The 14313-nt window shown below is 63.1% G+C and carries 15 protein-coding genes; 1 reads left to right on the forward strand and 14 read right to left on the reverse strand.

Translation table 11 applies throughout. The features are described from left to right. Positions 1-23 precede the first annotated feature (23 nt). From HF886_RS18465 to HF886_RS18525, 13 genes are all read right to left on the reverse strand, one after another. Positions 24-980: a PDR/VanB family oxidoreductase gene (locus HF886_RS18465; RefSeq protein ID WP_169653107.1), complete on the reverse strand. Its 957-nt coding sequence runs from the start codon at positions 978-980 to the stop codon at positions 24-26. Positions 981-1015: 35 nt separating this feature from the next. Beyond that, positions 1016-1540 carry a cupin domain-containing protein gene (locus HF886_RS18470; RefSeq protein WP_169653108.1) on the reverse strand — a complete coding sequence of 175 codons (525 nt, stop codon included), beginning with the start codon at positions 1538-1540 and terminating at the stop codon, positions 1016-1018. A 30-nt stretch (positions 1541-1570) separates the two neighbouring features. Further along, a complete protein-coding gene (locus HF886_RS21165) occupies positions 1571-1921 on the reverse strand; it encodes a RidA family protein (protein WP_169653109.1) in 351 nt (116 codons plus the stop codon). A gap of 14 nt (positions 1922-1935) precedes the next feature. Further along, positions 1936-3474: an aldehyde dehydrogenase gene (locus HF886_RS21170; protein WP_169653110.1), complete on the reverse strand. Its 1539-nt coding sequence runs from the start codon at positions 3472-3474 to the stop codon at positions 1936-1938. Between the two features lie 165 nt (positions 3475-3639). Then, positions 3640-4479, reverse strand: a complete 840-nt coding sequence (locus HF886_RS18485) for an aspartate dehydrogenase domain-containing protein (RefSeq protein ID WP_240955209.1) — start codon at positions 4477-4479, stop codon at positions 3640-3642. Between the two features lie 8 nt (positions 4480-4487). Next, positions 4488-6875, reverse strand: a complete 2388-nt coding sequence (locus HF886_RS18490) for a xanthine dehydrogenase family protein molybdopterin-binding subunit (RefSeq protein ID WP_169653112.1) — start codon at positions 6873-6875, stop codon at positions 4488-4490. Beyond that, positions 6872-7393 (reverse strand): (2Fe-2S)-binding protein, encoded by a 522-nt coding sequence (locus HF886_RS18495; RefSeq protein WP_169653113.1) that lies wholly within the window; start codon positions 7391-7393, stop codon positions 6872-6874. The genes HF886_RS18490 and HF886_RS18495 overlap by 4 nt, the downstream gene beginning before the upstream one ends. Further along, on the reverse strand, positions 7393-8202 hold the full coding sequence (locus HF886_RS18500) for an FAD binding domain-containing protein (protein WP_169653114.1): 810 nt from the start codon (positions 8200-8202) through the stop codon (positions 7393-7395). Before HF886_RS18500 ends, HF886_RS18495 begins: the two co-directional genes overlap by 1 nt. After that, positions 8202-8987, reverse strand: coding sequence for an ABC transporter ATP-binding protein (locus HF886_RS18505; protein WP_169653115.1), 786 nt, complete (start codon positions 8985-8987; stop codon positions 8202-8204). The genes HF886_RS18500 and HF886_RS18505 overlap by 1 nt, the downstream gene beginning before the upstream one ends. Further along, positions 8980-9708 carry an ABC transporter permease gene (locus HF886_RS18510; RefSeq protein WP_240955210.1) on the reverse strand — a complete coding sequence of 243 codons (729 nt, stop codon included), beginning with the start codon at positions 9706-9708 and terminating at the stop codon, positions 8980-8982. Before HF886_RS18510 ends, HF886_RS18505 begins: the two co-directional genes overlap by 8 nt. Before the next feature lie 182 nt (positions 9709-9890). Next, on the reverse strand, positions 9891-10682 hold the full coding sequence (locus tag HF886_RS18515; protein WP_169653116.1) for an ABC transporter permease: 792 nt from the start codon (positions 10680-10682) through the stop codon (positions 9891-9893). A gap of 6 nt (positions 10683-10688) precedes the next feature. Then, positions 10689-11771, reverse strand: a complete 1083-nt coding sequence (locus tag HF886_RS18520) for an ABC transporter substrate-binding protein (RefSeq protein WP_240955211.1) — start codon at positions 11769-11771, stop codon at positions 10689-10691. Between the two features lie 150 nt (positions 11772-11921). Next, positions 11922-12449 carry a MarR family transcriptional regulator gene (locus HF886_RS18525; protein ID WP_346765408.1) on the reverse strand — a complete coding sequence of 176 codons (528 nt, stop codon included), beginning with the start codon at positions 12447-12449 and terminating at the stop codon, positions 11922-11924. 410 nt (positions 12450-12859) lie between these two features. Between HF886_RS18525 and HF886_RS18530 the strand changes: the two genes are divergently transcribed. Continuing rightward, positions 12860-13258 (forward strand): hypothetical protein, encoded by a 399-nt coding sequence (locus HF886_RS18530; RefSeq protein ID WP_206038915.1) that lies wholly within the window; start codon positions 12860-12862, stop codon positions 13256-13258. Positions 13259-13314: 56 nt separating this feature from the next. On the opposite strand, the gene HF886_RS18535 is transcribed toward HF886_RS18530, so the two are convergent. After that, positions 13315-14082: an SDR family oxidoreductase gene (locus HF886_RS18535; RefSeq protein WP_169653118.1), complete on the reverse strand. Its 768-nt coding sequence runs from the start codon at positions 14080-14082 to the stop codon at positions 13315-13317. Between the last annotated feature and the right edge of the window lie 231 nt (positions 14083-14313).

The raw sequence follows: 14313 nt of genomic DNA on the forward strand, positions 1-14313 counted from the left end.
CTCTTTCCGGTGGTGGAGCGTGTCTAGAGGTCGATGACGAGTTCTGTCGATCGGCATCGTGAAACGCACGGAAGCATGGTCGTTCCGGATGCGTGTTCGTCGGGACTGAGCACGAAGTCCCGATGGTCGACGTCGCCTTTGACAACGCCGATTTCACAGCTTCCGCAAATGCCCTCGGTGCACGATGAAGGCACGGGGAGGCCGGCCGACATGAGTGCATCGAGAACGGAGGTATTCGCATCGACGGTGATGCGCTGCCCGTTCGAGGAAATGACCACATCGAATGCGGTGTCGTCGCCGTCCGGGTTCACTGGCTGCTCGGGAGCCTTGAAACGCTCGATCCGAAGTCGCGCCGGGTCGTCCAACGCTTCTGCGCACGCATTCATCAACGGCTCCGGTCCGCAGCAGTACACGGTCGCGGTGGCCGGATGAGACGCCATCAGTGCACCAAGGTCGGGAAACGATCCGTTCGCCTCGTCGTCGGCGTGAATGGTGACCCGATCCACGGGAAAACCGGCGATCTCCTCGAGGTACGCCATGGTGGTACGCGACCGGCCAGTGTAGAGCAGGTGCCACTCTTTGTTTTGCTGCTGGAGGCGGCGGGTCATCGCAAGGATCGGAGTGATGCCGATACCGCCGGCGACGAGAACGTGATGCTCGGCGCGCTCGTCCAATCCGAAGGCATTGCGCGGGACGTCCACCTGGAGTGTCGCGCCCACGGGAAGTGCGTCGTGGACGGCGACACTCCCGCCGCGGGAGTCGGGCTTACGGAGGACGGCGACCGTCCAACGTCCCCGGTCCGATGGATCGGAGCACAAGGAGTACTCCCGGAGAAGCCCGTTCGGCAGGTGCAGGGCGATGTGTGCGCCCGGTTCCCAGCTCGGTAGGTCGTTGCCGGTCGGGTCGACCAGCGTGACACTCGTGACTCCTTCGGCTTCGTAGGTCTTCTGGTGGACCCGCAGAATTCTGTTCTCGGACATCAGGTTCTCCGTCCTTCGATAGCCCGCCGCCGGTCTCAGCGAGTGATACCGTGCATCGGCGAGCTCGGCGGGTAGGTCGGGAGCTGCGGCTTCGCGGTGCCGATGATGACGCAGAAGAGAGCGTCGGTGTCGCCGACGTTCTTCAGGCTGCGAGGCACTCCGGCGGGAACGCGGATCAGGTCGCGGTAACCGAGTGTCCGCTTCGCTGTCTTGGTGCCGTCTTCCACGTCGTGAACGGCGACCTCGAGATTTCCCTCCAGTACGAAGAAGACCTCTTCGACGTCGTGGTGGGTGTGCTCGGGACCGATGGCACCGACGGGCAGGCGCATGTTCGAGAAGGTGAAGTGGTCGGCCTTGATGGTGCGCGAATCGCCTTCGTGGTTTCCTGTGGCACCGGATCCGATGTAGCGGATCTGCGCGCGACGGAACTCTTCGCCGCCCTTCTCTGCCTGGAAGGCCAAGGTGTTCCAATCCTCGTAACGGGACGAAGCCGTGGCGATGCACGAGTCGATCAGCTCGTCGAGATCGGTTACCTGGTTCGAAGATTCAGTGGTAGTCATGGAATTTCACCTTTCGTGGAGAGTTTCAGGTCAGGCAGCGGTGTTCTTGTGCGCGATCGCTTCGATCTCAACGGTCGCTCCGTAGGGCAGCGCCGCGACCTGGACGAAGGACCGCGCGGGGCGAGGCTCGGAGAAAACGGTCTCGTAGTGGGCGTTCGCTTCGTCGCGCAGGGAGACGTCGGTGACGAAATAGGTGGTCTTGACGACGTCTTCGAGCGTCATGTGGACCGTGGCGAGACGCTCGCTCAATCGGTCGACCGCAGCCTGAAGCGCCTCCCGTCGTCCCTCCACGGCAACACCGTCGGTGTCGATGGACAGTGCGCCCGAGACGAATCCGAAACCCGCTTTTTCGAAAGCCGGGCTGTAAGGATGTGCGTTCACAGCAGTTCCTTCCTTTACTCGCTCTTCGGCGCGGCCCACGGAAGAGCACGACCGGAGAGATCGAGGTAGATGCTCTTCTGGTTCATGTACGAGCGGATTCCGTCGCGGCCCTTCTCGGTTCCGATGCCGCTGTCCTTGAGTCCGCTGAACGGCGTCGATATGGAGAATTGCTTGTAGGTATTGATCCAAACGGTCCCGGCCTGCACCGCCTTGGCGACCCGCCAGGCGCGCCGGTAGTCTGCGGTCCAGATGCCGCAGGCGAGTCCGAACACAGTGTCATTGGCTTGTTCGACCAGGTCGGCCTCGTCATCGAAAGGAAGGACGACGGCAACCGGTCCGAAGACCTCCTCTTGGCAAATGGTCGAGGTGTTCTCGACTCCCGTGAGGACGGTCGGCAAGTAGTAGGCACCGCGGGCCAGTCGGGGATCATCGGGAATTGCACCACCACACAACACCTGTGCTCCGTCGGCGACTGCTTTCTCGACCACTTCGGCGACGCTGTCGCGGTGGGAGAAGTTGATCAGCGGTGCGACCTGCGTGTCGGCTTCGGTCCCCGGCCCGACACGTAGTGTTCGGGTGGCGGCCACGAGCCGTTCGATGAACACATCATACTTGTTGCGCTGCACGAATACTCGGGAGCCGGCGATGCAGCTCTGCCCGGAGGATGAGAAAACGCCGAACAGGATCCCCGCGATCGCCTGGTCGATATCGGCGTCGTCGAAAACGATGGTGGGAGATTTTCCGCCGAGTTCGAGGGTGACCGGCATCAATTTTTCGGCGGCAACGTGAGCGAGTGCTCGTCCGGTGGTAGTGCCGCCGGTAAACGAAAGCCTGCCGACTCGCGGATGGCGAGCGAGAGCGGCGCCGACGGTATGGCCCGCTCCGGGAAGGACGGACATCACACCGGCGGGTAGACCGGCACGTTCACAGATGCGTGCCAGCAACAGTGTCACCCAGGGCGCCCATACGGGGGGTTTCGCGATCACAGCGTTGCCGGCTGCGAGTGCCGGGGCGATCTTCTGTGCGTCGGATGCGATGGGGGAGTTCCACGGCGTGATTGCGGCGATGACGCCGATGGGTTCGTGGGTTGCGAAGGTCAGGTAAGAGCCGCGGGAGGGTGTGATGGCATCCTCCATGGTTTCGAGTGCGGCAGCCATATAGCGGAACGTGCCGGCGGCGCTGCGTGCGAGTGCGGCGGTTTCGGCGAGTGTCTTGCCGGTGTCGATGGTCTGCAGGCGGGAGATCCGGCCGATCTCGTTGTCGATCTCATCTCCGATGCGATGCAGGATGAGTGCTCGCTCATGCGGAAGGGCGTTCGCCCAGCCGGATTCACGAATTGCGCGATGTCCTGCGTCGACGGCGAGGTCGACATCGTCGGCGGTCGCGGCGTGCAAGGTGGCGAAGATTTCGCCGGTCGCGGGATCGACCGACTCGATCAGTTGACCGGTCCCTCGGGTCCACTGTCCTGCCACGAAGATCTCGTCGATGGTGTCGGCAGCGAAGGTGCCCGGACGACCGGAGGTCGTGACGGGAGTATGTGTCGGTGCATTCATGGTCGGTAATCCGTTCTTGTCGGAAGCTGCACTGCCGAGAGGTTCGCTGCTCTTCCCTCCCTGTAGTTCACTACCAAGAGTCTGAGCTAAAAGATATTTTCCGTCAAGGTAATACGGTTAAATCGCGGTAAAGAGATCCGGCCGAAGACGTCATGGAACCCGTTCTCAGCCAATCAGGTTGGGGCGGCGAGTACGAGCAGCGAGTGTGCGGAGAATCGAGTAGGGCACCACTGCGCTCGTCCGGGGGTTGCCCTCTGACGGCAGATTCTCGATCCGTATGGAATAGCGCCCTACCGGGCCCGCGGCTTCCACTTCGTGCCGAGTCAGCGTCGCCGCGGGGTCGGCGTACAACTCGACGGTCACGTTGGTGCCGGCGCGCCGGCCACCCACCGCGAAAGCGACTGCAGCTGCGACGTTGAGCGACGCCGGGAACAGTCTGGCGGCGTCGGCGGGTGTGCCGGAGAAGACCAGTACCGGTCCGTCCGTGTGGACGATGCGCGCCACCTCAGCGTCGCCCATCCACGGTTGGATCATAGCGCCGGGGCTCTTGGTGGACCGCACGAGAACGGAGTCGAACGGTGCTGCGTCGGCCGCGGCAGCCAGCACGTCGAGGCCGCCGATCGCCCCGTTCGTGCATACGAGCGTCCCGGGATGGGGTCGTTCCAGCATCGACGCGAGTTCGGCGTCGTACAGGGCACCCACCGACGAGACGATGAGGTCGCACCCCGAATCCAGAATCCGTTCCGCGTTCGCGCGCAATGCATCTCTACCTGCGCATTCCACCACGACCTCGGCGGATTGCAGCGCGTCGTCGAGGTCCATCACGAGTGCCGGAGCATCCACGACGGGTGACCGGCTGGTGACGGCCACCAGTTCGGCGCCGGCAACGGCCCCTTCGGCAAGGCGTTGTGCGACGATCCTTCCGATCGTCCCGTAGCCCATCACGGCGACCTTCATTCGGCCGGTGTTGGTCCCGGGTGCCTGTCCCGGGCGCACCGGCATCATCGTCCGGATCATTTCCGTCCTGCCTCGACGATCGCGGCGTGCACCCGTGCCGGAGTCATCGGGAGAGCGGTCAGCTGTGCTCCGCACGCGTCGGCGATCGCCTGCGCGATCGCGGGAGCAACCGGAAGCATGCCACCTTCTCCCATGCCCTTGGCCCCGAACGGCCCAGCGCCGTGGCCTTGTTCCTGAGTGATGGAGACGAATCGCTCGGGAATGTCCTCGGCCAGTGGCACCCGGTAGAGGAGTGCCTCGGCGTTGAGGAACTCCCCGGTGTCGCTGTAGCGCATCTCCTCGAACATCGCCTGAGCGAGACCGAACACCGCGGCTCCCTCGTCCTGACCCCGGCATCCGATCTTGTTCACGATCTTTCCGGCGTCACCACTGACCACGAGTTGTAGTACGTCGACCCTGCCGGTTTCGGTGTCGACCTCGACCTCTGCAGCGGCCCAACCGATCTCCCAGAACACGCACTGAGCTTCCAACGGGGCGCGATGGGAATTGCGTGCCTTGAAGAAGCCTTCTGAAGAGAACTCGAAGCCGGTGCCCCCGAACACCGCAACAATTGCAGGTGCGAGTGGGTGTACTTCCCCGTCCGGGGTATGGACGGCCCAGTCCTTCAGGAATGCAGTACCGGGATCGATATCGAGGTGCTCACCCGCCCAGGCGAGTACTTGATCGCGGAGTCTTCTTGCCGCGTCCTCCACGGCCTGGCCCATCACCGCGATACCGGACGAGGCATTGGTGCCCTGATCGAACGGCGCGGTGTCGGTATCGATTTTCGTATAGTGGACGCGCAGTGGGTCGGTACCGAGAACCTCCGCCACGATCTGGCACAAGGCGGAATGGCCACCCTGCCCCATCTCGGTGAGCGCACAGTTGAGCAGCACGTCGCCGCGAGTGGTGACCTTGACGCGCGCCGTCGCGGGCTTGTTGACGCCGCCGCCGTCCTTGACGCCGACGGCGACACCCATTCCACGTCGCTTTGTACCGGTCCGGGGAGACCGGTCGCGTTCGTGGTAGCCGACAGCTCCCGCGACGAGGCGCAATCCCGCGGCAAGATCGGAATCGATGTGCGACTCGCCGGGTACGAACTCCTCACCCAGCATTTTGACATTCTTGAGTCGAAGTTCGTACGGATCGATGCCAAGGCGTTCGGCTATGAGATCGACCTGTCGTTCGCTGGCCCATGTCGCCTGCGTGCCGCCGAAGCCGCGCATCGCGCCGGCAGGAACGGTGTTGGTGGTGACCACCTGACACACCGAGTCGATGTGCTTCCAACGGTAAGCGCCGGGCATCCGGTAGCCGGCCTTCTCCGCGACGAGTGGACTGTGCTCCGTGTGGGCACCGCCGTTGAGCAGGACCAGCGATTTCCGGGCGACGAAGGTGCCGTCTGCTTTCACTCCGGAGCGCACCGTAAGCGTCGCGGCGTGCTGAGACACCGTGAAAAACACCTCTTCGGTCGTCATCGCGAATCGCACCGCCCGCCCGCCACACAATTGCGACAACCGGATTGCGACAGGATCGGCCTTCGGCCCGTTCTTGGCACCGAATCCACCTCCGATAAACGGGACGTGCACGCGGACCCGATTCTCCGGAATGGTGAAGATCCGGGCGAGTTCCTTCCGCAGGTTGAAGGGCGACTGGGTGCTGGTCCACACTTCGATCTCTTCGGCGTTGGCCTCGGCGATCGTGACGAACGGTTCGAGATGCATGTGGTTCATCCGCGAGTAGTGGAAAGTGTCTTCGAAGATGTGGTCGCACTCGTCCCAGACATCAGGATCGCCGGTGCGGTAGCAGAATTCGTAAGGGACATTGCGTGAAGGGCGGAGGGATGCGGATGCCCCGTCGCCGTAGACGGGGAGAGCCCCGAACGGTACCTCCGGGTGAATCACCGGAGCGGATTCGTCCAATGCCTCGTGGACGTCGAACACAGCCGGTAGTGGCTCGTACTCCACCTCGATGAGATCGAGGGCAGCAAACGCGGTGCGTTCGTCGTCGGCGGCGACCGCGGCCACGATGTCACCGACGTAGCGTACTGCGTCCATGGCGACGGTCGGCTGATCCTTGACCATCGTGCCGTACGGCTGGAGGTCGGCCGCCTCCGTCCGGGTCAGAACGGCCCGGACACCCGGCAATGCTCGTGCCGCCGACGCGTCGATGGTAAGAATCCTGGCGTGTGCATGGGGGCTTCGCAGTACCTTGGCGTGCAACATGCCCGGACGGACGAGGTCGGCGCCGAAAACGGCTTTGCCGGTGACTTTGGCGCGAGCATCCATGCGGGGGCGGTCCCGGCCGATCAACTCGTGCGCGGCCGGGACGGTGGGAAGAGACCGAACCCGGTAACCGCCGATCGAGTCCGGATCGACAACGTGCTCGAAGGATTCGATGGAGGTCATGCCTCCTCCCCTCGGCCACAACCGCGGGCAGTGAGTTCGGCAGCGCGTTCCACGGACTCGAGGATCATCTCGTATCCGGTGCAACGACACGTATTGGACGAGATCCACTCTCGGATGATCCCGCGATCCGGCTTCGGTTCATGTCGGAGCAAACCGGTGGCGACCATCAGCATGCCGGATGTGCAGTAACCACACTGGCATCCGCCACACTCCGCAAAAGCCTGCTGCTGTGGTGACAAAGTGCCGTCAGGGGCTGCGAGGCCTTCGACGGTCTCGACCACCTTGCCGTCGACGGCGAAGGCGAATGTCGAACACGATGCGACCGGTACGTCATCGACGAGGACCGTGCAGGCTCCGCACACGCCGCGCTCGCACGACGCACGCACACCGTGGCAGTCGAAGTCATTGCGAAGCACGCCCAACAGCGTCATGTTCGACGCCACCGCGACGGAGCGCTTCTCACCGTTGAGTGTGAAGTCGAGGGTTGCGCTCGTCTCACCTTCGTCGAGTTCGGTCATCACGTGTTCCTTCGTTTCGTCACATTCTCCAGAAGCCTGCGCACCAGCACGGACACCAAGTGACGCCGATACTCGGCGGATCCGGTGTAGTCGGCGCACTCGTCCGGAAGCTGTTCGGCGAGCAGTTGCCCGGTAGCAAACGCATCGATCATGGCGAGGTCGTCGACCAGGGTGTGGAGGACGTAACCGGACCGGTATTCGGATCCGGCGACCGCCCGCACGGCCAGTCCACCGGCCACGCGCCGTACCGCGAGAGCGACGGTCGCGGTGGGCCGCATCGAACGCTCGTATCCGAACCACACGAGGTCGGAAGTGTCGATCTCTACTACCTCGAGGAGTCGTCCGGTTGGGTCGCATACACGCCGAGCGTCGAGCGCACTCAACATGAGGTGCATCTCGTACCGTGTCCGTCCGGCCATGAGGTTTCCACCGATGGTGCCGGTGTACCGGATCCGGATCGTGGCAATCGAAGACCACGCGGTAGCGAAATTCGGGATTGCTTGGATCACCGTAGGATTCGACGATCCCTGGTGGTGGCTGACAGTAGAGCCGATCTTCAGGACCCCGTCGGTGTTCATGCTGATCCGCCGCAATTCATCCACCTGCTGCAACGAGATCAAACGTTCGATGCGCTCACCCTCACGGATTCGGGCGAACAGGTCGCTGCATCCAGCGGCGAGGGTCGACTCGGGATGGCGGGCGACGAGTTGCCTGGCGGTCGCGAGGTCGGACGGCTGGTGCAGAACGAACGGCGGCATCCCGGACTGGTTCTGGGCGATCAAGCCGGCGCCCGCCATCTGCATTCGCATCAGACTTCCTCGGCTCGGCGGAGCAGGCGGGTCACGTGTGCCCTGATCTCGACGAAGCGCGGATCTTCCTTGGTTTCGATCTGGTCGCGCGGGCGGGGGAGGTCCACTTCGATGGTTTCCGCGACGACGCTCGGCGGCTTGGACAACACGATGATGTGGTCTGCCAGGTAGACGCTTTCGTCGATGTCGTGCGTGACCACGAGAACTGTGACCCCGAGCTTTGCCTGGATCGAGAGCAGCAGGTCTTCGAGGTCGGCTCGGGTCTGTGCATCCACCGATGCGTACGGCTCATCCATCAGCAGCAATGTGGGATGGCACGCGAGAGCACGGGCGATCGCGACGCGTTGCTGCATGCCACCGGACATCTGCCAGGGGTAGAGCTTCTCTTTACCGGAGAGACCGACGGCATCGATCGCCTCCTGCACGCGAACTTTGCGTTCGGCGGCGGGCAGATGCTTGAGGGGGAATGCGATGTTCTTGTCGACGTGCATCCACGGGAAGAGGGAGCGCGAGTAGTCCTGGAACACCATTGCCAGTCCGTCCGGCACTCCGTCGACGTATTCCCCGTTGAAGGTCACCGTGCCGTCGGACGGGACATCCAATCCGCTGATGATGCGCAATAGGGTCGACTTGCCGCAACCGGAGGGCCCGACGATGACACTGACCTTGCCGGCCGGTACGTCGGCGGTGATCGACCGGACCGCGAGGTTGGTGCCGTAGGTCTTCGATACTCCGACGAGAGCGAGTTCGGCGGACGCAGTTCGGTTGAGTTCGGTGCTAGTCATTTTGTTCGGTCACTCCTCGATGCCAGGCCAAGGCACGTCGTTCGACGGCCACGAATACGAGATTCATGAAGACACCGAGGGCAGCGAGCACGATGAGCACGGACCAGAACCCGGTGTAGTCGAAATTGCGCTGGGTCATCACAAGTTGGTAACCCAGTCCGTTCTCCGCCTTCTGCAGTTCGGAGATGATCATGATGATGAGAGAAAGCGACATGGCGGTGCGCACCCCGGCGAAAATTTTGGGGGCTGCGCCGGGAAGCACGATCTTGGTGAGGACATCCCATCGGGAGATCTTGAAGATTGCCGCTGCTTGCGTACGACCGGTGCCGATGGACTGAACACCGTCGATGGTGTTGAAGAGGATCGGCCACACCACCGAGAATGCGATCAGAAAGATCTTCGGGCTGTCACCCGTGCCGAAGAGCAAGAAGAACACTCCGAGGAGGGCGGGTGAGGGGAGTGAGCGCCCGAGATGGATGAGCGGCGCGAAAAGTGCTGTGAGCACGGGATTGATACCGAGTGCGATACCCAGGCCGACACCGATCGTCACGGCGAGTGCCAGGCCCGCCAGCGCTCGGTAGACGCTGGGAAACAGGTGCTCGATGGTGGCGTCGCCGAGGAACAGGTGCCCGGCGTCGGTGCTCAAGAAATCGGTGAACACCCGCGTGAAGGCGTCGAAGGGATTGGCGACGAAAAGCGAGCCGATCTCCGACTCGGACAATCCATACCACGCGGCGAGGAGAAGGACCGGGACGATGATACGAATTCCTGCTCGCCCGGCAAGACGAGTCGCTACCTGGGAAGCGCGTCGAGGTGCGCTGGTCACCGGCGAAAGGCGCACCTCTATCGGTAGGTCGTTGTCGTGAAGGTCGTTGATCACCACGTCAGATGCTTTCGTGACTGTCACTGTGCCAGCCCCTTCTTCCAAGCAAAGAGTCGGTTGTCGACGAGGGCGAGGGCGCCGCTGACGAGCACACCGAGCACACCCGCGACAAGTGTTGCGGCATAAACGATGTCGAGATTGGTGGCATTGGCGCTGTTCACCAGGATGAATCCGCCGATTCCCTCACCGTTGCCGATGAGCAGTTCGGCGCTCACCGCGACGATCAAACCGATGGAGGCCGCGACCCGTATTCCGGTGAAGGCAAAAGGAAGCGCGCTGGGAATCTTGATCCGGAACAGGATGCCCAGCTGGGTCAGCCCCAGTGTCCGTGCGGTCTGTACAGCTGTGGCATCCGCGCCACGCACCCCGTACAGAGTATTGAGCAGAACCGGCCAGACGCAGGCCAGGGCGACCGTTACGGAGAGCGGAAACATACCTGCGCCGAACAGCAGCACGAGGATCGGACCCACTGCGACGGAGGGCAGTACGCGGAAGACCTCAACGGGGAATTCGAACGCCCGGAAGACGGTGCCGAAGGCCCCCATCATGCTGCCCAGGAGAACGCCGACAACCGTTGCCATCACCACACCCAGCAGCCACTCCTGGAGCGTGAAAGATACTGCGATCCAGAAGTTTGTGTCGCCGAAGAGAGCTCCGACTCCGCTCAGCACGTTGGAGGGGATAGGAAGCCCCGCCTTGTCCGTCACCCCACTTCGGAGTACGAGCTCAGCGAGGACACACAACCCCACGGTGCCGATGACTCCGTAGGTGAATTGTTTGCTGCGGTCGAGTGGTTCGTTGAGCAGCTTCATCTGGGATCAGTCCTCCGAAGAGTCGGGGAGGATGTAGGTGTGTTCGACGATGTCGTAGTCGTCCGGGACAAGCCCCTGTTCCTTCAGCATGCTCGCGACGTGCTCGAGGCCGTCGAGATCGGGCGTGGACCGGAAGTCGGGCAGGACCATCGTCTCGGCGACGTCGTCGGAGACCCGTGTGACGGCGGGGAGCCAACTCCTGAACCCTTTTTCGTCCTCGGACATCTCGGCGCCTGCGGCATAGATCGCGCGGGCGAATGCAGCGGTGGTATCGGGGTTTTCGGAAACAAACTTGTCGCCGGCGACGAACGTTGACGCGGCGAGGTGTTCGTTGGGGCCGGACGTAACGTCGGCGATGACGCGCATCCCGGCGTTCTTCGCGGCGGAAGCGAACGGTTCTGGCGCGTACCCGGCATCGATCGATCCTGCCTGGACGCCCGGGATCATCTCGGGAAAGGGTACCTCGATGAAGGAGGGCTCGATGTCCTTGCCCAGGCTCCTCACCAGATTGTTGAAGGTGACGTCGCCGATGTTGCGAGTCGTGTTGGTACCTAACGTCTTGCCGTGAAGATCATCGATCGTGTCGATGGGTGAGTTCGGATTGACGAAAACGATGCCACTACCCAGCCCGAGCGACGAGGTGTGCGTGACGTTGGTGACCGGCGCGCCCTGTGCCTGCATGATCGAAGCGGAAATCGAGTTCGAGATCGCGAAGTCGAGTTCACCGGTGGCGACCTTCTGGATACCGATCGGACCGCCCTGGATGGGCTCGAGGGTAACCTTCAGTCCTTCTGCCTCGAACAATCCTTTTTCCTCCGCCCAGTAGACCGCCGCGTAATCGGCGAGAGGGAGGACGCCGACGGTCAAGTCGGTTTTCTCGAGCTCACCATCGGCGGTGCCTGCTGGGGCTCCGCTGGTGGAGCACGCACTGAGAAGCAATGCGCTGCAGGCTGCGAAGGCGGTGATGCCAAGGCGGAACTTCGTCATCGGGTCTCTCCAATTCGAGGGCGGAGAACTCTGAGCGAGAAACTCCTGAGCGCCAAAATGCTTGTTGGAAAGATTCCTACTTTGCTTAGGGCTAAGAGGCAAGGGGTCGACGGTGTTTTGCCTACTCTTTTACGTGTTGGTTACCCAGCGCGGTCGCCGCAAGTCCCTCAGCCCGACCCTTGGCCCCCCGGGCATCACCCGTGGTCAGGGGGTGTTCTGCGACGATTCACCCCGACACGCTGCAGTCCGGATTCAAATATCGCCCGGATCGGTCGCGACTTGAAGGGAGTCTTCGAGTTCGGAGAGGAGATCTGCGAGACGGGCTCTCGTGTCCGCGTCCAGGGGTGCCAGCATCCTCTGCAACTTTGTGAAGTGAGCATCTGCGATCTCGTCCACGAGTTTGCGACCGGCTTCGGTCAGGGCAACGTAGACAACGCGAGCGTCGTCGGCATCCCGCACGCGCGTGACCAGCCCTGCTGCCTCGAGGCGATTGACCCGGAGGGTGAGGCCGCCAGTCGTGACGAGAGTCTGTCTGGCAAGCTCACCGGCGGTGCATCGGTGGTCGGGTTCCGACCGCCGAAGGGCAGCGAGCACGTCGAAACCTGCCTCGTGGATACCGAATGCTTCGAATCCGGCATTGATCTCCTGGCGGTACAACAGGTAGCTACGGTGCAGACGACCGAACACCTCCAAGGCGGAGACGTCGAGTTCGGGGCGTACATGCGCCCATCCTCGGATGATGTCCTTGACGCCGTCGGGAGTTTCTCCAGCTTGGGCCACGTTCGCTCCTGTTCGTTGAGAGTGTCGGGTCGCCGCGGTGCGCATCGGTGGGGCACCAGGTATGGTCGCGACCTTGGGGAGCTCGGCAACTTCGATATCCAGTCTGCGGCGTCGTCGTTGAAGGTTCGGCGCCGGTGCGTTCGACGCGCCCCGGCGCTTAACTTAGCGGAAAGTTACTACAATGACGATGTCCACAGGGCATGCGGACCACCTTCAATCAATCGGACCATTCGGTGGTCTGATCGCCACCATGATTGATGTAGGTGCGTGGCAGCCGATCGCGGACTCCGTCACCGGCTCATGTTTCATGACGCCCTGGCTGGCTCAGCGCCACGGTACGTGCCTAACCCGCAGTTGGGTCCCGGGCTGATCAGGAGAAAGCTGTGCTCGAGTGACGCCGGGACGAGATCGTGCTCGACACCAACAATTACATGCCCTGTCGCGACGGCCACTTTCCCACCGTCGATTCGGGCGAGAAGGCGGCGCACGAACTTCGGCAGGAGCAGCTACCGCTTTCGAAGGTGGCCAAGGCGTTCATTCACATCCAAGCGCCCCGCCTCCTCACGTCTGCGAAGCCGGCGGGTAGCCCTGACCGTCACGCGCTCTCGGTCTCGGGCGACTTCCCCGGTGCCGTCGAATTGGTCACCAGGTTGTACGACGACTTCGGGTTCGACACCGTCGACAACAGCCCGCTCAGCGAGTCGTGGCGCAGCGGTCCCGGCCGACCGGCGTGGCTCGCACACGAAGACCAGACGCGAGAACAGTTGGCCGCCAACCTTGCCGGAGCGCAGCGACCCGGGCACACGTGAGTCGCGCTTTTCCGAGAACTCTCCGCAGTAATTCCCGCCCTGCCGTGAGCCGGTTGTCAGCGGCGTGTCACCCACTGGTTGGCCAGTCGATTTAGCCTTGCCGGTGAGCACTGCGCGACCGCAGCGAGCACTCGCGCCTGCCATCCCACCGCCCGGTGCACCCGCCCCCAAGTACGCCCCGGGCGGGTTGCCTCGTAGATCTCGGCGGCGACATCGTCGGGAGTGAGGTGGATGCCCAGCGTGCGGACGGCACCGACGTTCATGTCGTGCGTCATCGCGGTGTCGACGAACAGCGGCCACAACGCGAACACCCGGATGTCGTACCGGCTCCATTCGAGTTCGAGAGCTTCCGTCAGGCCGCGTACCGCGAACTTCGTCGCGCTGTACGTGGCGAGGTCACGTTGCCCGTAGATCGCCGACGCCGAACAGAGGTTGACCACCTGCGCGCCCGGCGTGCGGCGCAAGTATTCGAACGCAGTGTGGCAGCCGAGGATTGCGCCCGTGACGTTCACGTCGACGATCCGGCGGTGCCGTTCGGCGGGGGTGTCCTCGAACGGCCCGGACGAGAGGATGCCGGCGTTGTTGACGAGGATGTCGAGCCGACCGTCCGGGCAGAACTCCGACAGGGCACGGGCCCAGGCGTCGGCGTCGGTGACGTCGAGAATGCCTGTGACGATGTCGGGCTGCGCGTCGGCGAGGCTGTGCAGCCCCGATGCGTCGACGTCGAAGGCGCCGACGCGGTAGCCGTGTCGCGCGAACTGCAGTGCGGTGGCCCGGCCGATTCCGGATGCGGCGCCGGTGACGAACACGCTGGGTTTGCTCATGGGAGGAGCCTAGACACCGCGACTCGGTTTACGCGCCGGCTGAGTACCCTTCGTCGACGCTGGTTTTGAACGAAGCCCGCGCATCCGCTCGGCCATAAAGTTTTGACGACCGCCTCCGGCGGCTCGGTCTTTCCTGGACCGGTGTCGAACTGATGGGACTGCCCCCACTTCAGTTGACTCGTGGGGTTGAGCGGTTCAGGCCGCGTATGCGACTTGGTTGATTGTCTCAAA

This window comes from Rhodococcus sp. 105337, from assembly GCF_012844225.1.
Lineage (GTDB): Bacteria > Actinomycetota > Actinomycetes > Mycobacteriales > Mycobacteriaceae > Rhodococcus.